The following is a 21,354-nucleotide window of genomic DNA, read 5'->3' on the forward strand; positions in this document are numbered from 1 at the left end:
GAGGTTGTCCCCGGTCACCCCGGGGCAAATATCAGTCGGCCTGACGGCGCAGGAACGCCGGGATGTCCAGAAAGTCCATATCATCGGTTCCGGTTTTCTTGACCACCGCGGCTTCGGCCACCGGTTCGGATTTACCTTCTACCGCAACCGCACGCGGCTTGTCTTCAGGCTGACGATTACGCAGTACTGTCGGCAGTTCCAGCTGGCTGAAGTCAGTAGTTGGAGCCGACTGACGCGGAGAAGCAGAAGCTGTCGTACCACCGTTGACCACACGAGACTCGGCAGCATGTGCACGTGCCAGACCGGTGGCGACCACGGTCACCTTCAGCTCATCGGTCAGTTCCGGATCAATAACGGTACCCACGACCACAGTGGCATCTTCGTGGGCATACTCTTCAACCAGATCACCCACTTCAGAGAACTCACCAAGGCTCAGGTCCAGGCCTGCCGTGATGTTGACCAGCACACCACTGGCACCCTTGAGATCGATGTCTTCCAGCAGCGGGCTGTTGATCGCCGCCTCGGCCGCTTCACGAGCACGGTTCTCACCACGAGCAACACCTGTGCCCATCATCGCCATGCCCATCTCGGACATCACGGTACGCACGTCAGCAAAGTCAACGTTGATCATACCCGGGCGGATAATCAGGTCAGCGATACCCTGAACAGCACCCTTAAGCACGTCATTGGCAGTACCGAAAGCACTTACCAGACTGCAGTTTTTGCCCAGTACGGGCAGCAGTTTTTCGTTCGGGATGATGATCAGCGAATCCACATGCTCCTGCAGCTCACGAATCCCCTCTTCAGCCACCTTCTTGCGGCGACGGCCTTCGAACGGGAACGGCTTGGTCACCACCGCTACGGTCAGGATACCCAGCTCCTTGGCCACTTCTGCAACGATAGGCGCCGCACCTGTACCGGTACCACCACCCATGCCTGCAGTAATGAAGACCATATCAGCACCCGACAGCGCCGAAGCGATACGCTCACGGTCCTCGATCGCCGCCTGACGACCAATTTCCGGATTGGCACCTGCTCCCAGCCCTTTGGTCAGCTCACCACCGATGTGCAGAGCTGTCTTGGCCACCATGTTGTTAAGCGCCTGAGCGTCCGTATTGGCGCAGATGAACTCGACTCCCTCCAGATCCGTGCTCACCATGTGATTAACGGCATTACCACCGCCACCACCAACACCCACGACTTTAATTACAGCGCTCTGCGGTACACTATCGACGAGTTCAAACATTTTTAGCCCCTCTCCTGCAAGGATCCCACTCTTGGGTGGCAGGTATCCTTTAATACTCAATAGTTACCCTGCAGCCAGTTTTTGAATCTGACCAGCAGGTTATCTCGGCTCACCGCTACCGGCGCAGCCTCGACAAAGTCATTTCGTTCAGTGATTGATCCAACAGGCTCAAGATCCTGCCGAGCATAATGCAGCAACCCTATACCGGTCGCATAAATTGGATTACTCAGCTGTTCTTCCATGCCACGCACCCCCTGCGGTCGGGCCAGGCGAACCGGCATATGGAAGATCTCTTCGGCCAGCTCGACCGCCCCTTCCATCTTGGAGGTTCCACCGGTCAGCACGATACCCGCCGCCACGAGGTCCTCAAAACCGCTTCGACGCAACTCGGCCTGCACCAAAGAGAACAGTTCCTCGTAACGCGGCTCCACCACCTCAGCAAGCGCCTGGCGGGACAGGTTTCGCGCCGGACGGTCGCCCACACTGGGCACCTTGATCATTTCATCCGCATGAGCAAGCTGGGCCAGTGCGCAAGCGTATTTCATCTTGATTTGTTCGGCATGCTGCGTAGGCGTACGCAACGCCATCGCAATATCACTGGTCACCTGATCACCGGCAATCGGGATCACCGCGGTATGCCGAATCGCCCCACCCGTAAATACGGCGATATCGGTCGTACCGCCGCCGATATCGACCATGCAGACGCCCAGGTCCTTTTCATCCTCAGTCAGCACGGCGTAGCTTGATGCCAACTGCTCAAGCACAACAGCATCGACCTCCAAACCGCAGCGACGCACACATTTTTCCAGGTTCTGGATCGCGTTCGTTGCTCCCGTCACCAGATGAGCGCGTGCCTCGAGACGAACGCAGGACATTCCAAGAGGTTCCTTGATCCCCTCCTGATTATCGATCACATATTCCTGAGGCAGAATGTGCAGTATTTTCTGGTCAGCCGGAATGGCCACAGCACGCGCAGCATCAATCACTCGCTCCAGGTCATAGTCAGAGACTTCGCGATCACGCACCGCAACAATGCCGTGGGAGTTGTAGCTGCCGATGTGACTGCCGGCGATACCCACGGTCACACCGTGGATCTTGCACCCGGCCATGAGTTCGGCCTCTTCTACCGCTCTCTGGATCGAGGTCACCGTAGACTCAATATTGACCACCACCCCTCGCTTCAGCCCGCGCGACGGGTGAGAACCGACACCGATTATTTCGATCGTACCCTGCGGCGTCTGTTCACCGACCAGGCACACCACTTTAGAGGTGCCGATATCGAGTGCGACGATCATGTTATGTGTTGTCACCGGTTATCCCTGTCTGAGCCTGCAAAAGGGCAAATACCATGCAGATTATACGCAAAAACCGGGCCAGATTATTTCCCCACCGGAATGCATATTGATTAATACTAAGTATCGCCGCTACATGGTCAAAAAATCAACAATCAATTACCCGTATATATCGGCAACCTTTTGCCGCAATTTAGCTTTTTTCTTTAATTTTCAGTCAGATATTTTGCCAAGGACTGCATGTTTTTGCCGCCCACGGCAGCAAAAGAATCAGTCCCGTACATTTTCATGCTGCAAGACCAGATCCTGAATAACGATGATTGATCATTTTTTTATTTTGATTAGACGCGAATAAATCAAAATTAGATATTGATTTTAACGATCGATTTTAGTTTTTCTGAACTTTCACGTTGCGCTCACACAGGCTGGCCGAAACTGTACAGATCGTGCTTTTCGGGACAAAACCATGACAAAAAAATGTTCAGCACCCGCACTCCGTATATGGCCTACTGCTCTGCACCCTGTTTCAATGAGTGTCTGCATCACCTTGATGCTTTGTCTGTTCTACAATGAGCCTCTCTGGCAGTTGATCCTTGATCAACCGTACGAATCGGTAACAGACCGCTGGCTCTTTGCGACTGCCTTCCTGAGCTTTCTCGCAGCCGTGATACAGCTTTTTATCGGGTCTATGGCCTGGCCAAGGCTGGTCAAACCTCTGGCCATTTTTCTGCTGCTCAGTGCTGCCGCTGTCAATTACTTCATGGAAAGCTACGGCATCCTGATTGACAAGAGCATGGTACAAAATCTGTTCGAAACCGACGCTGCTGAAGCCTCTGATCTAATCAGCACTGAGCTTGTCAGCCATCTGCTGTTCAAAGGACTCTTGCCAGCCGTGATCGTAATGCTGGTTCCGATCAGACGAACCACCCTCAAATCCCAGCTCACCGCTCAGGGCCTGAGTCTGCTGTTTTGCATCACGTTGATCGGTCTCAATACTGCTCTGCTGTACAAGGATTACTCATCCCTGTTTCGCAACCATCGGGAAATTCGCAACCTGGCAGTACCATCGAACTACCTTTATTACAGCGCACGTTATCTCGCCGGTGCTTATGACCCTGTTAGCCGACCATTTCAGCCGCTGGGAATGGATGCCGTCCAACGCGTTGAGACAGGCCGTCAGAAGCCCGACCTGCTGATTGTGGTACTGGGAGAAACCGCTCGAAGCCAAAACTTTTCCCTGAACGGTTATGCCCGCCCCACCAACCCGGAGCTGGAAGCGCGCTCCGTGGTCAGCTTCCGAAACGTCGAAGCCTGCGGCACCAGCACAGCCATCTCCGTTCCCTGCATGTTTTCACTGCTGGGCCGCGCGCACTATGAAGCACAAACGGCCAGCCATCAGAGCAACGTACTGGATGTACTTCAGCAAGCGGGCATCAACGTGCTTTGGCGAGACAACAATTCCGGCTGCAAGGGCGTTTGTGAGCGGGTCCCCCATGAAAGCACCCAACAACTCATTCCCGAACATGACTGTGATACTGAAGAATGCTTCGACGAACAACTTCTTGAAGGCCTCGACAAGTGGCTTGATCAGCAATCAGGTTCCACGATGGTCGTGTTGCACCAGAAAGGAAGTCACGGGCCTTCCTATTACAAACGCATACCCAAGGGTTATGAGACCTTTACTCCCGTGTGCACCAGTAATCAGTTGCAAAGCTGTTCGAAGGAAACCATTACCAACGCTTATGACAACAGTATCCGTTACACCGACCACCTGTTGAGTCAGATCATCGACTTGCTGCAGGATCAGGGGGAGCGCTACACCACAGCGATGGTGTATATCTCGGATCACGGAGAGTCGCTGGGTGAAAACAACCTTTACCTGCACGGCATGCCCTGGTTGATTGCCCCGGAAGAGCAGAAAAAAATCCCCTTGATAACCTGGCTGTCGGATGACTTCCAACAGTCACATCAGCTACCGGTGAGTTGCCTGCAGTCGCATAAGGAACAACCGCTGAGTCATGACTACCTGCCACACTCACTGCTCGGGCTGCTGAACGTCAACACCAGCGTTTATAAACGGGAACTGGATCTGTTCGCAGATTGCAGAGCCGGCAAGAACCGGCTGGCAGGACATGCCGGGACTCTCACGACCCAAGGCAGCTAAAACCGGATTTCGGCCAGAAAATGCCCGTTCGCCGTCTCTGACTGGAAACGGGCACCTGCTTTTGTACACAAGTGCTCAACAATGGACAGACCATAACCGAAGTGGTCAGTATCGAAGTCGTCTGCTCCTTCTTTTTCCGGCAACTGGTTTCGCACCGACAGCCCCTTTCCCGAGGCTCGAACCTCAATGGCTCCCTGCCCATGGTCCTGCGCATTCCGCACCAGGTTATCCAGTACGACCGAAAGCACAAAAGGATGAATCGGCCAAAACCAGTCACCCTCCATACTCAGCACCAGCTGATCACCCAACGCCGGCGTCAGTATTTTCTGCTGTTGCAGTAACCGTTCCAGCTCTGCCCGATTGACCCCACCATGCTCAGCCTTCTGTTCTCTCGATAACCAGAGGAAGGAGTCCGTCAGTTTCTCCATACGCTCCAGAGCGTATGCCATTCGGTCCAGGGCTCGCTGCTGCATTGGTTCTGCATCAGATGCCCCCATTTCCTGCAGCAGTCCCAGAGAGCTGCGCAAGGTCATCAAAGGGGTACGTAACTCATGGCTGGCAAAACGGGTGAAGCTTTGTTCACGCTGGATGAAATTTTGAGTCCGTTGCAAAAGCGCTGCAAACTGCCGACTTAACTCACCCAACTCATCGCTACGCTCTAACGGCTCCAATTGAGGCGACTCGGGGCTGACTCCGACAACGGCCTGCATCAATTGGCGAACCGGCACCGTCTGTTTCCAGATCAACCAGAGCGTCAATCCCATCGCACCAAACGTAAACAGCAGCACACCACCGACGACCACCAAGGCTTCAACCGCCTCTGATTCTTCAGGTGCCACAAGCCGCTCCAGGACTGGCAGATATAGCGCGTACCGTTCACCTGTTTCCGGCTGAACACGCACCAGTACCGTTCCTCCCTGCCCCACCCTGTAAGCACCAGGAGCATCCGGTATTTGCCAACCTTCAACAGGCAAGACATTTCCGCGATATAGCTCCACGCCGGGTATCAACTGAAGTACCTCCGCATCCAGCTGGCCAGACACAACAAGGTCAGCACGTTGCCCTATAAAGCCCTGTAACGCCTCACTCTGCTGATCTTCGATCTGTTCGACATAGTGCCAACCCACCAGCCAATAGAGGCTGGTGAGTACAAGAGTGGAAAAATCGACCGTCAGGATTATTCGACTGGAAAACGTCATTGCAGCTCCTCAGGCAGGGCCAGACAGATCCCCTGCCCGCGGCGGGTATGTATCAGTGCAGAAGAAAAGGGCTTATCCAGCTGCGTCCTCAGCTGATATATCAGTGTTCTCAGAGCATCACTGTCGGGAAGAGCATCCCCCCAAATCGCCTGCTCCAACTCACTCCGGCTGACCACTCTCGGGGCTCGCGCCAACAAGTAGCGCAACAATTGAAAGGCCTGCGGAGTCAAGTTCAACAACTGACCATCACGGTGGGCCTGCTGCAATTCTACGTCGAGCTCAACCGGTCCGTGACGCAGCAGGCGGACGTGTTGGCGAGAGACTCTCTGACTTAACGCCTTAACGCGACACACCAGTTCGTCCATGGCAAACGGCTTGACCAGATAATCGTCGGTACCGGCTTGAAACCCCCGAATTTTATCATCCAGGGTATCCAGTGCCGTCAGCATCAGGACCGGTGTTGTCACGCCCTCTCGACGCAGTTGCTCACAGAGATTCAACCCACTCATTCGCGGCATCATGATATCAAGCACCAGCACATCGTAATGATGCTGACGACACAGGTTGAGAGCCTGAATGCCATCACGGGCACAATCTACCTCAATCCCGCGCCACTGAAGGAAGTCAGCGATACCTTCCTGAACACCAGGGTCATCTTCTGCCAGAAGAACGGTCAGCGCTGTCATCTACTTTCTCCTCGGAGGTACTCGTGCCCGATCATATCCTGGCCTTCAACCGCAACACAGGATGAGGGTTTAGCATCAAGCTTGCCAGCCAGGCACAAACTGACCAGAACCACAGCACTGGCCAGCAGAGGTGCAAGCGACAGATAGGCCAGCTCTCGCCTCCAGCACAACAGCCGCTGCAGCCAGAAACTGACGAGATACAGCAGGATAAAGACAGACACCAGCAGGATACTGAAACGCCTTCCTCCCGTGTGTATCAGGTCTGCCGTCAGCCAATGCTCCTTCAGCAGCCATTGGCCACCCTGCTGATTAAACAGCCATTTTGCCCACCGGTAATCGAGCTGGTAGCTGGCGAGCAGCCACTGCAGGAGCAGAGCGGCTATCAGGACAGGGATAATTGAGCGAGCCCCGCCAATTGACGGGGCACAAGTATTATCTGACATCTGAACTCCCTGGACGCAAAGCCCGAATCTGGCATCAGCGGCGTGAGTTCAGCGTGAAAGCCAATCAGTCCTTGGAGGCTTTCATCAGATGATCGGGCGTAAAGGCGACACAAAAACTTCCCCAGCGACGTCCGTTGACGAATAGCGGTACCGACAGGGAATTCAGAATTTCACCGGTATCCCTGATAAAGGTTTGCAGCAGGAAAGGCGAATCATGGTTGGCACGACGTTTCTCGGCCCGGGTACCATCATAAATGCGGCGATGTCGGCTGACTGCGTTATCGGTTGCGAACTCCCCTGTCATCGGTCGGGACAGACGGCTGATGTGTGCCGGGCAATAGCTGTTCAGGTCAAACGCCGAGGCAAAGAGGAAAGGTTCGTTCTCCTGTTCACAACGATCAAACAGAGGCTGCAACCGACGCTCGAAGCGGTCTACATAGCGAGTATCATATTTTTCCGGTAACTGCCCCGGGTTTGTACGCACATACTTAGTGTCAAACAGGTCCACACCCTCAGCGGCGAGGGCTTCAAGTTCCGTTTCCGTACGCTTGGCCCACTCCTGGGTTGCATGAATCAGCTGTTCAAAGCCGCCATATCCGATCGTGAAGCGAGACAGCAGCTCCTGCATCTCTTCGGTTGCACTATCCAGTTCCTGAGAGTAGCCGGTCGATACAACCATCTCTTCACGAATATCATCGGCCAGTCGCGTGATGTCAGAAACCTGTTCATGACTGCTTTGGTTGGTACAGGAAAGCTCCTCGATCGCCGCACTGATTTCATTCAGCTGACCATTGAGTGCCTCGAAATCCGTGACCAGAGTATTGAAGCGGTTGCTGGTTTCGGCAATGAAGCGATCCGTGTCGCTGACATTCTGCAGGATAACGTCGGCGCCGGTGCGAGTACTGTCAACCAGCGACACCATCTCATTGACCCGGTTATCGATCTCCACCGTTGCCGTGCTGACCTTCTGCGACAGATTCCGCACCTCATCGGCCACAACCGCAAAACCTCGGCCGGCTTCACCCGCACGGGCCGCTTCAACGGAAGCATTCAATGCCAGCAGGTTGGTCTGTTCAGAGAACCCCTGCACCAGAGACAGGATATTGATGATACTGGCCGAGTTGTCTGCCAGCTGTTCCACCACCTGCTGAAACTCACGTACGCGAGCTTCCATCGTCGCCACTTGCTCACTGACCCGTTGCAATTCAGCCGTGGACTCGCGGATCTCATCCAGGTTATGTGAGTTACGCTCAGCGATGTTCTGGGTATGGCCGGCGATATCATCAATGGCGGTCGTGGACTCCTGACTCGCCTGGAAGACCGCCTGCGCCTTGGCTACCTGTTCCTTGGCCGAGTTCTCGGCTTTCAACACGACCTGCTGCAACCGGCTCGCATTCAATGACACCTGCACACTGCGCTGACGGGTATCGGCGATCATCTGCTTCAGACTGCCGGAGAAGTGGTTGTAGCTATGTGCCATCTGAGCAATTTCATCATAGGTTTGCGCCGGCAGAGTGGCGGAGATGTCACCATCCTTGTCCTTAACAGCACTGAGCACCTGGGTCATGCTGTCGATTGGCTTAAGGAACAGGTGGCGCATAAAGAAGAGCGCGAATAACGCCGCCGCAAGCGTAATCACCAGCATCACGGCCGATAACCAACCCGTGGTCGTTGCCAGCTCAGTCAGGCGCAATTCCGCTTCAGGAATAGTATTCAACAGGCGGTTGAGTTCCTGCATTGAACTGAACAGCCAGTAGTTCAACCCGATCAGCACGAGGCTGGGAAAGATCAGGAAAAGGACATTTCCGAGTATTTTGCGGGTCAGTGTATTAAAGAAGGTTTTTTCAATACGCCGGTAGAGAGTCATAAAGGCACACTCTTTTATTGTTATCGTGCAACGGGTCTGTCGCCCATGCTTGAGCAAAAAAGAGTAATGCTGATTACGATCACTGACAACCCAAAAGTGACACAGTTTCTGATTAAAGGTGTAACGTTTTGTAAAGGCTTGTATCAGCGATAGGAATAACTGACCGGCGACTCTGTCATCAGCTCTGGGCGGGCTGCAAGGTAGTCACGCAGAGAGCGCCCATCGGCGGTAAAGCTGCTGTCGAGAAAGTTGTCGAGTACATCCGCCCCCTGGCTGGCGGCCGCCTGCAGACAAAATCCGAGGTATCGCGGGTTGGGCAAAATATCCTTGCGCCAGAGTGGCCCCTGATAGTATTGCCCGACCCGACGATGATATTCGGCTTCGGTGACGCATTTGTTGAGGCGATAGTCCAGATCGGCGTAGCCGGTACACATTCGACCGACCGTTACCTCGCCGTTGAGATAATGCCGGGTTTCCACTTCCACCCAACGATAGCGATGCTCACGCTCATACAACTGAAGGAAATCCTCCTCAGAGCACTCGAACTGAGCAGCGACAATCTCACAGGCCGGGTCAGGCTCTGTTGAACAGGATGCCAATTCAAGGCTGTCAGGCGATTCGCCATGCCGGCTGATAAAAACAATCCCCACCTTGTCGAAGACCCGGCGATAGCCAGGCACTCGCACCAGACGATAGTTTTCCAGTGCCGGTACCGTCTCCCGGGCTGAAACTTCCGACAGTAGCGAACCGAACCCGACAACAGAAATCATGGCGTCACCAGTAGTAGTAAAGAGCGGCAATGGCGGCTATCACCAGCGGCATCATCAGCACCAGCGTTTTGAAATCACCCAACAGTCGTTGAAACAAAACCACATGTATCAGCGGGAAGGTAATGAACAGACAACTGACCGGAATCCACCAGTCCAGATGACGCACCCCGAAAGCCAACGCCCCAATCAGGGTCAAGGCCCCAAGGTTACCCGCCATGATCACCGCCACCAGACCATTGCGACTGTTCATGAAAGCTGGACGCTGATCTTCCGGCAGCTTATTCAGTGCCCCGGCACTCAGCGCTGCAGACATTGACACCAGGCCTGTGGCCAGAAACAGATACAAGGCTTCGTACATGCTTACCCTCCGTTGACTGAAACGCGATTGTACTAGATCCGCCGTGGTTTCGTTATCCACAAATCTGAACCCATGTTCTCGGAGCGCATAAAGATTCCTCTCTGGTCGGTCCAGACACCGACACCTCAACGGCAGGGAGGTAAAGACACCTCCTTAAGTGGTAGAATGCAGTCTTTTATTGCTTGTTTCAGGTCGTACCCAAATGCCCGAATTTCTCGTCGACGAGACCATTGAAGACTACGCATTCGTAAACACCAGTGCTGAACCACCGCTGCTGCAGGAGCTGATCGATCAGACCAACCAGAATATGGGCTGGCCGCAGAAACTGTCAGGCCGACTGGTTGGACGTACACTGAAAATGCTGACGGCGCTGGCTCAGCCCAAAAATGCGCTCGAGATTGGCATGTTCACCGGTTATTCGGCACTCTCCATCGCGGAAGGCATGCCTGAAGACGGAAAACTGATCTGCTGCGAAACCAATCCACGTGCAATCGAGTTTGCCAAGGGCTTTTTCGATCGCAGTGAGCACGGCCACAAGATCGAGGTAATTTTCGGGCGAGCACTCGACACGATCGAGAGCCTCGATATGGAGCTTGACTTCACATTCATCGACGCCGACAAGCGTAACTACCTGAACTACTATGAACGGGTGAAAGAGATGACCCGCCCTGGCGGTTTGATTGTGCTCGACAATGTGCTCTGGTCCGGCAAAGTGGTTCAGCCCGAGTCTGAAATCGATGATATCCTGGTCGAAACCAACCGCCGTATCGCCGCCGATCCTGACGTAGAGAATGTGTTCCTGACCGTTCGGGACGGCCTTAACGTCGTTCGCAAGCTCGGCTAGCGGAAGAAGCCGGGACTCAGGGCCGAGTTCGAGGAGGCTGAATGCGAAAGGGACTGATCGGGCTGCTGTTCCTGCTGCTTGTGCCGGTAGTGCTCTGGCTCACCTTGCCCTGGACCGCTCAATACCTGCTGCAGCAATGGCTGCAGCAGCAAGGTTTCGAGCGCCCTCAGCTGGTCATTCAATACCCGTCCTGGCAGAGACTCCACATCGATCATATCAGTGTCGGCCAGCGCAATGACGGACACCGCCTGCAACTTGAAGCACACAATATCGAGATCCGCTTCCATCCCCTCGCGCTGTTGAGAGGCCAGATCGAAGAACTCAGGATCGAGCAGGCAGAGCTGGGCATTGAGGCCAACGCCTCTGGGCAGGCTCCCAGCCCCCCCCTTCAGCAGACATCTCCTGTTGCGCTGAAGCACTTTCAGCCTGCTCAACTGTTCAATTATGCGCCCTCTAAGCGACTGGTCATTGCACAATTGTTGTTAGGCTACAGCGCCCCTGGACAGCCGCAATGGCAAGCGCGGGGAAACCTGGACCTTGAGCCGGAGCTGCTGCAGGGACGCCTGCAACTGCAGCGCAACCAAACAACACTGGGCTACCTTGACCTGAGTTTGGACCCTGATCTTAATCTGGCCCTGAGCCTGAGCCGGGACAATCGCTATCTGTTGCGCAGCGCCCACCGGCTTACACCTTCACCGCTGCAGCCCTGGCGGCTGCGCTCGGACCTCTTGGTGGATACGGAATATCTCCCGGAATGGCTGGAGCTGATGACACCCGAGCTGCATCACCCGGTAGCAGAGCCCTCGGGGCAAGTGCGGCTCAGCACTCGCCTTAACCTGCCCAACCCGCTGCCCACTGAACCGTCAGCACTGTTAAATGCGCTGGAACTCGAGCTGGAGGGCGAAGCCAGCCTGAACACAGCCAGCGGTCCCGGATTTGCCAGCAGCACAAGCCGGCTGCAGGTATCAGCACATTTGAACAGCGGCATCGTCTCTCTGATGGCTGACAAAGACAGCCAGATCAAAGTCACAGGTATAGAGACATCCAATCTGTCAGTGAACAGTCTGGCACTTCGTCTGACTCAGCCACTACTGGTTGAGGGCCACTGGCTTACTCCCGCCACATGGAAATTCTCGGCAATGGCGTTGGAGATGACTCCCGACGGATTAGCGTTGCCTACCCCTTCAGCCGTGAACCTGGCCCCCTTTCAGGTCCGCATCGACGGCGGCGACGTTGCTCGCCCCGTCTACCCGTTCAACGTCAACCTGCCCCGGATCAGCCTGAAGCCGGAGCAGCAACCGGCTCTCGACCTTGCACTTCAGGCTGAGCTGAAGCTTGATCGAACAGCGAACCGGATCAGCGGAGAGGCCCGTGTGGATAGTCTTCAGCTCCCGCTGCACATGACGCTGGAGGGTTCAGTCGAGCGCGACTTGACCGGGCGCATGGAGTTTCAGCTGCCCACAACCCGAGTACCTGCACTGTACAAGGCCCTTCAGCCCTGGTTACCCGGCGACCTTTCTCCCTTGAGCATACAGCAAGGGACACTCAGCGGCCGGGGTAACATACAGTTCTCTGACAACGGCTGGTCGCTGGAGGCGAAACCCGCCATTCGACGGTTGAATCTCATCTGGGATGAACATACCCGGGTCATTGATGTCGACCTGAGTCAGCACCTGAGGCTGAGTTCCACAGGCCAACTGCGCAGCAACGGCCGACTGGAGGTCGATCATACGGACAGCGGCATCAGGGTATTCGGTCCTCGGCTCGACTTCGACTTTAGCCTTCCCACCAAAGGCTCTCCCAGGCTCAGCCTTTCCTCATTCAGTCTTTCGGCTCTGGATGGCATCATCGCGGTGCCACCGCTGAGCTTTAATCCACTCCACCCGGAGATCCAGGCTCGCATCGCCGTATCCGCGCTGGAACTCGAGCGTATGCTTGAGCTCTATCCGCAGGAAGGGCTCTATGGCAGCGGCGTGCTCGGCGGCGCTCTGCCGATCCAGATCGAAGGCAACCGCTTGACCATTCGCAACGGCCAGCTGATCAGTGGCGGTGAAGGCGGTGTTATCCGCTATCAACCCACTCCGGAAGTCACCCTGATGGGGCAACAGAATCCGGGCATTCAGCTGGCGCTGGACGCACTGACCGACCTCCGCTTCGAACTGCTGGACCTGACACTGGACTATGCTCCCAGCGGAGATGCCATCATGCGGGCAAGGCTCAAGGGCTATAACCCCGAATGGCAGCAGGGACGCCCGGTCGACCTGAACCTCAATATCGAAGAAAACCTGCTCGATCTGCTGAGAACGCTGCGCCTGACGGATAATGTTACCGATGCCATTGACCGCCGCTTCAAGCGCTGACAGCTTGCTGTCGCAGGACTGTTGGTTCGACTGGCGTTCAGCTAAGCTGAGGTTGAATGGAACCTGGACTCCTGGCCAGCGTCCTAATAATACAGGCTGGAATTTCACCTCATAACCGAATAAGGAAGAACGATGCGCGCTCGTCAACTTTCTCCATTGCTCTGTGCGCTGGCATTGCTGGCAGCCGGATGCACTCCAACGGTTCAGGTGGCGGCTCCCTCAGAGCCGATCACCATCAATCTGAATGTCAAAATCAAGCATGAGATCCTGGTCAAGGTCGACAAGGAAATCGACGACATGCTTGACGAAAACAGCGAACTTTTCTGAGGCCCCGACATGACTTTCAAGACCTCTCGCACTCTGGTCGCAACACTTTTCACACTGCTGCTCAGCCTTCCTGCATACGCGATCTCTCTGGACGATGCCAAGTCGCAGGGTTTGGTCGGTGAACGAAGCACCGGATATCTTGGCATTGTTACCGCTTCACCCTCCGCTGACGTCAAGCAACTGGTCCAGCAAGTCAATAACAAACGCCGCGCGCTCTATCAGCAGAAAGCCGGTAAGGCCGGAGTTTCTCTGGAAATCATGGAACTGCGTACCGGTGAACGTCTGCAGCAAATGACGCCTGCGGGTGAATACATTCAGGATGCCAACGGTCGCTGGGTCCGCAAGTGAAGCCAGGATCTCTTCCAGGTTATCTCAGCCTGTTGCTGCTGGTGGCTCTGGCACCTGCCGCACAGGCGGAAGAGATCGATAAAAGCTGGACCGCCAACTTCTATTTTGAGAACGACCTGTTCAGTGATACCGACCAGCAGTACACCAACGGCATCCGTCTTTCCTGGGTATCGCCAGAGATTGACAGCTTCATCGATGACCCATTACTGCCTGACTGGCTTCGCTCGGCCAACCGTCTGCTCTCTCCACTGGACCCCGAACCTGTCAGCCTGGGCGACGACGTCAGTCGGCGACTGATCTTCACTCTGGGACAGCAGATGCTGACGCCCGATGACCGTGACCGTACGACACTTGACCCAAATGACCGCCCCTATGCCGGCTGGCTGTATGCCGGTTTCGGTTACCATACACAGACCCGTTCCAGAATGAACTCATTTGAGGTCAACCTGGGCGTAATCGGACCCGCCTCGCTGGCTCAAGAAGCGCAGGATTTTATTCATGATCTGCGCGGTTTTGAGAAATTCAAGGGCTGGGACAATCAGCTCGAAAACGAGCTTGGCCTGCAACTGGTGTATGAACACAAGTACCGCTGGATGAACCAGCCCTTGATCCATGGCTGGGAACACGACTCGATTTTGCACGGCGGTGGCAGCCTCGGGAACGTCGCCACTTACCTGAACGCCGGCATCGAATACCGCATCGGCAAACACCTGCCCCAGGACTTTGGCACCTCGGCGCTAAGACCCGGTGGCGACAACAGCGTTCCTGGCAGAGGCGACCCGCGTTTCAGCCACCAATGGGGCATCCATGCTTTTGTTTCGCTCGACGGTCGCTATGTCATGCAGGATATTTTTCTGGACGGCAACACCTTTCGCGACAGCCACAGCGTTGACCGCAATCCCTGGGTTGCAGACGCCGCATTCGGTGTCGCCGCCACCTGGGACCGCTGGAAGCTGTCTTACGCTCGCATCTATCGTACTCGCCAATTCCAGCAGCAGGATGGCAGCCATACGTTCGGTTCCCTGACAATCTCATACACTATGTAAGCTTTTCGCGAAAATCGGCTGACGCCGGCAGCGCAGGTTGCTAAACTTCTGTTTTAAATCTGCGACTTTACTTGTATCCCATGATCAAGACTTCCCTCAGTCTGCTGCTGGTTGATGACAGCCGTATCGCCCGTTTGAGCCTCAAGCGCCAAATTCAGTCACTTGCACTGGATATCACGCTGCTGGAAGCGGACTCGGCCGACTCGGCAGAGGCGTTGCTGGCATCCAATGACACGCCCGACTTTGCCCTGATCGACTTCAACATGCCAGGCCGTGATGGACTTGAGCTGGCCGAACGTATCAAGCAGAGCTATCCGCAAGTCCGCATGGCGCTGGTTACCGCCAATATCCAGGATGCACTGGCCCAGCGCGCCAAAGAGATGGGGCTTGCCTTTCTGCCCAAACCCACCACTGCCGAACAGCTGGGCACCTTTATTCAGCAGGATTAATATGGATCTTTTCAGCGCTGACGAACACGACCTGATTGTCGAATTAATGAATCTGGGTGTCGGCCGCGCCGCCCATGCCCTCTCCCAGCTGGTCAGTGACGAGGTGCTGCTTTCAGTACCCAGATTGGAGTTCATCTCGGTACCCGAGGCGCAGAAGGCTTTCCACAAGGATTTGCCGCCGTTTCTGGCCGGCGTAATGCAAAGCTTTGAAGGCTTCATTAATGGTCGAGCTGCGCTGCTGTTTCCCGAAGCGCGTAGTCTGGAGCTGGTCAACGCCATGATCGGCGAAGAACTTACCGCTGACGAAATCACCGAACTGGAACACGAAACCCTCGCCGAGCTGGGCAACATCCTGCTCAACCACTGCCTGGCGACACTGGCCAACCAGCTGCACGAGCAGATCAGGACCGATATACCCCGAGCCTTCAGCATCAGTGCTGAAGAGTTGTCCGGCACATTGAACCTGAACCAGGGAAATCCCGAAAACACCCTGGTCATGCTGGTACAAATCGACTTCAGCCTGCGTAACAGTGCGCTGCGAGGCTACCTTGCCTTTATCATCGACTTGCATTCTGCCGACACCTTTGTGAGTGCCCTGAGGTCCTATCTTGCTGAGCTCCTCTGAATCATCCGGTTTCTGCCTGACCGAAATCCTTGATAACCTGGACTGCACAGAGCTGCTGCACAGCCTCGATGGAGGTGTTCTGCTGCTTGATGCCGAGTGCCGTATCATTTTCTGTAACCGCTGGTTCTCGCGCCACACAGGCTTTGCCGAAAGCTCGATGCTGGGGCAAACCCTGAATCAGTTGTTCCCCGGACAGCTGCCTGCTCCTCTTCTGGACGCAATAGAAACAGCCTGTTATCAGCGGATGGGACGTATCCTGTCCTACCAGCTGCACAAGCGCCTGCTGCCCTTGCACCGGCGTACGCCCAGTGGTGAATTACAGCCTCTGCGACAATCCATTTTGATCAAGCCGTTGAGCCAAAGCGAATTAACGCTGGTGCAGTGTCTGGATATCACCAATGCGGTCAAGCGAGAGCAGCACCTGCGCGCTGGCGAACGAATCTTGAAACTGGAGCGTCGCGTTCTGGAGCTGATCGCGACCGGTGATTCGCTCGATATGGCACTGGACGAAATCTGCAGTACAGTCGAGCAATTGATTCCTCATACGGCAACCGCCGTCATGCTGCTGGATGAAACGCGCAACCTGCTGACCATCAAGAGTGCCCCCAGTCTACCGGCCAGTTTCAATGGCCGAGAAAAAGGCTTGATGCTCAGCGGCACACCGACCACCTGCACTCAAGCCGTTCAGCTGCGAAGCCTGGCGGTCACACCCGATGTCCAACAGGATGACAGCTGGCAGTACTGGTCCGATACCGCCAGAGAGTTGCACATTGCCGCCTGCTGGGCGCAGCCGATCATTGCCGCCTACGACGAAGTCGTCGGGGTTTTTGCCTGCTACCCTCAGACACCCGGCTCTCCCAGCGAGTCCGACCGTCAACTGCTGCAACGCATGGCGCACCTGGCAGCCATTGCCCTTGAACGTCACCGACGCATGGAACGAATTCGCTTTCTGGCCATGCATGACCCCCTTACCGGCCTGCCTAACCGCAGCCTGTTGAACGAGCACCTGGGCCGCAACCTGCGCCGCGCTCAACGTGAAGGCCAGCAGTTTGCACTTATGTTCATTGATCTGGATGGATTCAAACAGATCAATGATCAACATGGACACGATGCCGGGGACGACCTGCTGTCGGTGCTGGCGGGACGCATGACCCAGCAGCTGAGAGGAACGGATACCTGTGCCCGTATTGGTGGTGACGAGTTCGTCGTAATGCTGGAAACCGTCCAGAATCCCGAAAGTGCAGGTCTGGTTGCGACCAAAATCCTCCGCTGCCTGAGCACACCGGTACAGCGAGGTCAGCAAACCCTTCAGGTCTCGGCCTCCATCGGTATCGCCCTCTACCCCCATGACGGTACCAGCGCCGATGCCCTTTTGACGCACGCGGATGATGCCATGTATCAGGCCAAGGCCAACGGCAAAAACTGCTGGAGCCGGGTAACCTGAATTCCCGGATGACGGGCTTTTCCGATGAATCCGGAAACAAAATCGGGGCCATGATGGCCCCGAGTCAGTCATGGCTGCCACAGGCTCAGAAACGTGCGGTCAGGCGCATCCAGCCGGTTCGTCCCGGTTCGTTGACCTGTGCACTGTTACCCAGCGCATCTTCACGGTTCAGATGATAGGCATATGCCTTGTCGAACAGGTTATTCACGCCGGCGGCTAAGGATACGGACGCGTTAAAGTCGTAGCCGGCATTCAGGTTGAGCACACCGTAGCCCGGCGTTTTGCGAACATCCAGCCCGTTACAGCCGCCTGCCAGGCACACCTCATTCTGTTGTGCCGCAATCTCCCAGTCCACACCGGCCTTGAATGCTGCCCGTCGATAATCCAGTGCCAGCGTTGCCGTCAGCGGCGGAATCTGTGACAGATGAGTATTATCATCGCGATTTCTGCCCTTGACCCAGGCGATGCCGTTACTCAGCTGCAGGTTCTCGTTAATCTGCCAGACCAACTCAAAATCCAGGCCATAAAGGTCAGCATCGATGTTCTCGTAATGACTGCCCGTGGCGTTGAGGCTGGCTGTACGGTTAATGTAGTCATCGACCCGGTTGTAGTAGCCAGCCAAAGACCAGCTTAGATCAGCTGTTTCAGAGGCCAACACAAGTTCAAGCTGATGATGTTGTTCCGGATCCAGCGAGGGGTTGCCAATCCAGGTGCTGGTGGCCATGTAACGTTCGGTCGCATCAGCCGTGCGCACACTGCGGGAAACCGTAGACTCAAGACGATACTGCGGGCTGATCCGATGAGTCCAGCTGACAAAGCCACTCAGGTTATGCTCGCGGGTGCTGTCATCGGCATTGGCACCATAACGATCGTTGGGCGTCTGACCCGCCAGCCCCCCACCCGTGAACACCTCATCCGTCCGCCCGGCATCCACACGCACAAGGTCATAGCGCGCTCCGACCTTGAGACGATCACCGCTCGCCATGTAATGGCTGATTTCTCCAAACAATCCCGTCTGCTTGATAGTGACATCCGGCCACTGGATACCGCCCACTGTACCAGCCATCATGCCACCGGCAATCATGGCCGATGCATCACGGCTGTTTTCCTGATGATCCATGCCCCACTGCAGCTCATGACCGGTAATACGGCTGTCGAGCAAGAGACGCCCCCCAGTCGTATCAGAACTGGTCGGTGCTGCCATCATCATCATGGATGGCGTCCGCAGGGAGTAGTTATCCATCAAGTGATTCACGTCACTGCGGTATACCTCTGCACGTACTCGCTCGACAAAGCCACCGCTGGTGCTGTGATCGAGTTTCAAACGCCAGGTATCGGAATCACTGTAGGGAGAGTCCATGCCGGCGCCCGGGAAGAGCACATCGTCCTCGCTCACCTGATCGTAACTCGCCTCCAGCCAGGTTCGGTCAGCCAGTCTGAAGCCCGCCAGCAAAGCATTGCTTTCAGTTTGGTAGGAGGAACGCACTACATCACCATTACCGTCGTCATAGTTACCGGCGTCGCTTGTCTCTGTTATGAAGCGTACATACCCTCGCTCACTGCCGGTCGCCAGATCTGCTGACAGGTTGGCAGTATCACTGTTGCCGATATAGGCGGCTGATATCTGGCCTCGATAGGGCTTGTCTGAATCGAATACCGGGCGTTCACGTTCAAACAGCAGGGTGCCACCGCTCCCCCCCGGACCATGGATCACACTGCGGTTGCCCTTGATGACAGTCACCCGATCATAACTCTCGGCAGCGGTATAAGTGGTCGGCGGGTCCATGCGATTGGGGCAGCCACCGTACAGATAGGCGCCATCGAGAATAATGTTCAGCTGGTTCTGTTTTTGTCCCCGAACCACCGGATCAATGCCACGGCCTCCCATGCGGGAGCCTGACACACCGGTGATGGTCCGCAAAAGATCACCGCCGTCACTGGCGGGAGCAGCCTGCAGTGCTTCGGTATCATCCGAGCTGATTACGGCCGATATCGGCAACGGGCGGGTCACTTCGAGGATATCCTGCGCCATTGCACAGGTTGAAAGTGCGGCAGCAACCGCCAGTGACAATCCTGAATAGCTGAACTTCATGCGTTCTCCCTGTATGAGCTGCAAAACATTTGCCGCTCATTTTAGGGAGGAAGGCCAACCGGGATAATGTGACATGATGTCGCAGACTGCCCTGAGAAGGGGGCGACATGCTCAGGCTTTTGTGGACTGAACGATCAGTTGCGGAATATCAAGCAGGTCAACTTCGCGCTCAACGCCCCCCAGCTTGAACGCTTCCTTTGGCATGCCATAGACCACGCAGCTGGCTTCGTTCTGCCCCAGGGTGGACGCCCCTGCCTGATGCATCTCCAGCAGTCCGCGCGCACCATCATCGCCCATACCGGTCATGATGATGCCCAGTGCATTCGGGCCGGCGGCCCCCGCCACGGACCGAAAGAGCACATCCACCGAGGGCTTGTGCCGGCTGACAACAGGCCCGTCACGCACCTCAACCCGATACTGAGCGCCGCTTCGCCTGAGCATCATGTGCAGGCCTCCAGGCGCGATCAGGGCCTGACCGGGCATCACCCGGTCGTTGTTCTGCGCTTCCTTGACCTTGATCCGGCAGACAGAATCGAGACGTTCCGCAAAGGCACGCGTAAACTGCGCCGGCATGTGTTGCACCACGATGATGCCGGGCGCATCCACCGGAAGTCGCGTCAGTACCTGCTCCAGCGCCTGGGTTCCGCCGGTAGAAGTACCAATGGCCACGACCCGGTCAGTGGTCGCAAAGAGTTTGCCCGCTTGTGTTTTAGGCAATATCGAATCCGCACTGAGCTTGGGCTGCGGCTGGGCTGCGGAGGCTTTTGTGCTGACTTTGCTGTGCGAAAGCCGCGCGACCGAGGCCGCCTTGATCGCCTCGACCATCTGACTGCGTGAGTCCTGCAGGAACTGTTTCAGTCCGGCCTTGGGCTTGGTAATAATCTCGACCGCACCGGCCGCCATCGCCTGCATGGTGGTTTCGGCCCCTCTCTCCGTCAGAGTGGAACAGATCACTACCGGTGTGGGCCGTTCTGCCATCAGCTGCTTGAGAAAGGTGATTCCATCCATGCGAGGCATTTCGATATCCAGAACAATGACGTCAGGCCACTGCTGTTCCATCTTGCGGCGGGCAAATATAGGGTCTGATGCTGTGCCGATCACACGGATACCGGACACGCCATCCAGCTGGGATACCAGTACCTGACGCACCACTGCCGAGTCGTCAACAATCAAAACATTAATCGGCATAACCACCGCTTCTCCTGTACCACCACATCAGTCATCGAAAAACGTGATGCTGCTCTCTTCTGTTCGGGCCTGCTCGCTCAACCTGCGGTCCAGATAGCGCTCTTCTTTCGCCAGGACCTCACGCTTCTGGCTGCCCTCGAGCATTTTCACATAGACAGCAAAGCTGCCACCATGGAAATGCACCTGCCGACCCAGCCGCCCTCCCAGATCCGATGCCACCAGCGGAATGCCTTCGTTGCCGAGGAACTCCTGAACAAATCGGGCGTTCACATCGCCAACCGCAAACTGCCCGCCAGCATGGGTAGACAATACATTGGCGCCACCAAACACTTTAGCCCTGAGTCGATGGCGCTCGGCTCCCTGCTTGAGCAGGCTGTTAATCAGCAATTCCATCGCATGAACACCATAGCGCCCGGCTTCGCTAAGCAGAGGCTGTGACTGATGGCGCAGGCTACGGCTGGCCAGCAGAAAATGATTCATGCCAAAGGCGCCGGAAACAGGGTCGTACAGACAGGCCGCCACACAGGACCCCAGCAACGTCGAAATGACCGTCTCCGGGTCACGGCTGACTTGCACACCACCCGGCATCAGATTGATGCGCTTCAT

General features: G+C 55.8%; 20 protein-coding genes. 9 read left to right on the plus strand and 11 right to left on the minus strand.

Annotated features, from left to right (window positions below):
• Window positions 1–31: 31 nt before the first annotated feature.
• Complete coding sequence (ftsZ, locus tag LN244_RS10770) at window positions 32–1,246, minus strand: cell division protein FtsZ (protein WP_239039790.1); 1,215 nt, start codon at window positions 1,244–1,246, stop codon at window positions 32–34.
• A gap of 56 nt (window positions 1,247–1,302) precedes the next feature.
• A complete protein-coding gene (gene ftsA, locus LN244_RS10775; RefSeq protein ID WP_239042408.1) occupies window positions 1,303–2,541 on the minus strand; it encodes a cell division protein FtsA in 1,239 nt (412 codons plus the stop codon).
• A gap of 463 nt (window positions 2,542–3,004) precedes the next feature.
• Here ftsA and LN244_RS10780 point away from each other — a divergent pair, with 463 nt between their 5' ends.
• A complete protein-coding gene (locus LN244_RS10780) occupies window positions 3,005–4,702 on the plus strand; it encodes a phosphoethanolamine transferase (protein WP_275424678.1) in 1,698 nt (565 codons plus the stop codon).
• Here the strand turns inward: LN244_RS10780 and LN244_RS10785 are convergent.
• From LN244_RS10785 to LN244_RS10810, 6 genes are all read right to left on the minus strand, one after another.
• Window positions 4,699–5,901 carry a sensor histidine kinase gene (locus LN244_RS10785; protein WP_239039792.1) on the minus strand — a complete coding sequence of 401 codons (1,203 nt, stop codon included), beginning with the start codon at window positions 5,899–5,901 and terminating at the stop codon, window positions 4,699–4,701. The genes LN244_RS10780 and LN244_RS10785 overlap by 4 nt on opposite strands.
• Complete coding sequence (locus LN244_RS10790; protein ID WP_239039793.1) at window positions 5,898–6,587, minus strand: response regulator transcription factor; 690 nt, start codon at window positions 6,585–6,587, stop codon at window positions 5,898–5,900. Before LN244_RS10790 ends, LN244_RS10785 begins: the two co-directional genes overlap by 4 nt.
• Window positions 6,584–7,030, minus strand: a complete 447-nt coding sequence (locus LN244_RS10795; RefSeq protein ID WP_239039794.1) for a phosphatase PAP2 family protein — start codon at window positions 7,028–7,030, stop codon at window positions 6,584–6,586. Before LN244_RS10795 ends, LN244_RS10790 begins: the two co-directional genes overlap by 4 nt.
• A 64-nt stretch (window positions 7,031–7,094) precedes the next feature.
• Window positions 7,095–8,897, minus strand: coding sequence for a methyl-accepting chemotaxis protein (locus LN244_RS10800; RefSeq protein WP_239039795.1), 1,803 nt, complete (start codon window positions 8,895–8,897; stop codon window positions 7,095–7,097).
• Between the two features lie 143 nt (window positions 8,898–9,040).
• Complete coding sequence (locus LN244_RS10805; RefSeq protein ID WP_239039796.1) at window positions 9,041–9,667, minus strand: gamma-glutamylcyclotransferase; 627 nt, start codon at window positions 9,665–9,667, stop codon at window positions 9,041–9,043.
• A gap of 4 nt (window positions 9,668–9,671) precedes the next feature.
• Window positions 9,672–10,025: a hypothetical protein gene (locus LN244_RS10810; RefSeq protein WP_239039797.1), complete on the minus strand. Its 354-nt coding sequence runs from the start codon at window positions 10,023–10,025 to the stop codon at window positions 9,672–9,674.
• A 202-nt stretch (window positions 10,026–10,227) separates the two neighbouring features.
• Here LN244_RS10810 and LN244_RS10815 point away from each other — a divergent pair, with 202 nt between their 5' ends.
• From LN244_RS10815 to LN244_RS10850, 8 genes are all read left to right on the plus strand, one after another.
• Window positions 10,228–10,869, plus strand: coding sequence for an O-methyltransferase (locus LN244_RS10815; RefSeq protein WP_239039798.1), 642 nt, complete (start codon window positions 10,228–10,230; stop codon window positions 10,867–10,869).
• A 41-nt stretch (window positions 10,870–10,910) separates the two neighbouring features.
• The gene (locus LN244_RS10820; RefSeq protein ID WP_239039799.1) at window positions 10,911–13,229 is read left to right on the plus strand and encodes an intermembrane phospholipid transport protein YdbH family protein; all 2,319 of its coding nucleotides are present in this window, start codon (window positions 10,911–10,913) and stop codon (window positions 13,227–13,229) included.
• A gap of 132 nt (window positions 13,230–13,361) precedes the next feature.
• Entirely contained in the window at window positions 13,362–13,556 is a 195-nt protein-coding gene (locus LN244_RS10825; RefSeq protein ID WP_239039800.1) for a YnbE family lipoprotein, read from the plus strand.
• 9 nt (window positions 13,557–13,565) lie between these two features.
• A complete protein-coding gene (locus LN244_RS10830) occupies window positions 13,566–13,904 on the plus strand; it encodes a YdbL family protein (protein WP_239039801.1) in 339 nt (112 codons plus the stop codon).
• Window positions 13,901–14,950, plus strand: coding sequence for a lipid A deacylase LpxR family protein (locus tag LN244_RS10835; RefSeq protein WP_239039802.1), 1,050 nt, complete (start codon window positions 13,901–13,903; stop codon window positions 14,948–14,950). Before LN244_RS10830 ends, LN244_RS10835 begins: the two co-directional genes overlap by 4 nt.
• A gap of 80 nt (window positions 14,951–15,030) precedes the next feature.
• A complete protein-coding gene (locus LN244_RS10840) occupies window positions 15,031–15,399 on the plus strand; it encodes a response regulator transcription factor (protein ID WP_239039803.1) in 369 nt (122 codons plus the stop codon).
• A 1-nt stretch (window position 15,400) separates the two neighbouring features.
• Window positions 15,401–16,024 (plus strand): hypothetical protein, encoded by a 624-nt coding sequence (locus tag LN244_RS10845; protein WP_239039804.1) that lies wholly within the window; start codon window positions 15,401–15,403, stop codon window positions 16,022–16,024.
• Window positions 16,008–17,468 carry a diguanylate cyclase domain-containing protein gene (locus LN244_RS10850; RefSeq protein ID WP_239039805.1) on the plus strand — a complete coding sequence of 487 codons (1,461 nt, stop codon included), beginning with the start codon at window positions 16,008–16,010 and terminating at the stop codon, window positions 17,466–17,468. The genes LN244_RS10845 and LN244_RS10850 overlap by 17 nt, the downstream gene beginning before the upstream one ends.
• A gap of 85 nt (window positions 17,469–17,553) precedes the next feature.
• Here the strand turns inward: LN244_RS10850 and LN244_RS10855 are convergent, their stop codons facing one another.
• The 3 genes from LN244_RS10855 to LN244_RS10865 form a co-directional block, all read right to left on the minus strand.
• Window positions 17,554–19,560 (minus strand): TonB-dependent copper receptor, encoded by a 2,007-nt coding sequence (locus tag LN244_RS10855; protein ID WP_239039806.1) that lies wholly within the window; start codon window positions 19,558–19,560, stop codon window positions 17,554–17,556.
• A gap of 111 nt (window positions 19,561–19,671) precedes the next feature.
• Window positions 19,672–20,748, minus strand: coding sequence for a protein-glutamate methylesterase/protein-glutamine glutaminase (locus LN244_RS10860; protein ID WP_239039807.1), 1,077 nt, complete (start codon window positions 20,746–20,748; stop codon window positions 19,672–19,674).
• 27 nt (window positions 20,749–20,775) lie between these two features.
• On the minus strand, window positions 20,776–21,354 hold the full coding sequence (locus LN244_RS10865) for a chemotaxis protein CheD (RefSeq protein WP_239039808.1): 579 nt from the start codon (window positions 21,352–21,354) through the stop codon (window positions 20,776–20,778).

Source organism: Marinobacterium sediminicola (assembly GCF_022343685.1).
Classification (GTDB): domain Bacteria; phylum Pseudomonadota; class Gammaproteobacteria; order Pseudomonadales; family Balneatricaceae; genus Marinobacterium; species Marinobacterium sediminicola.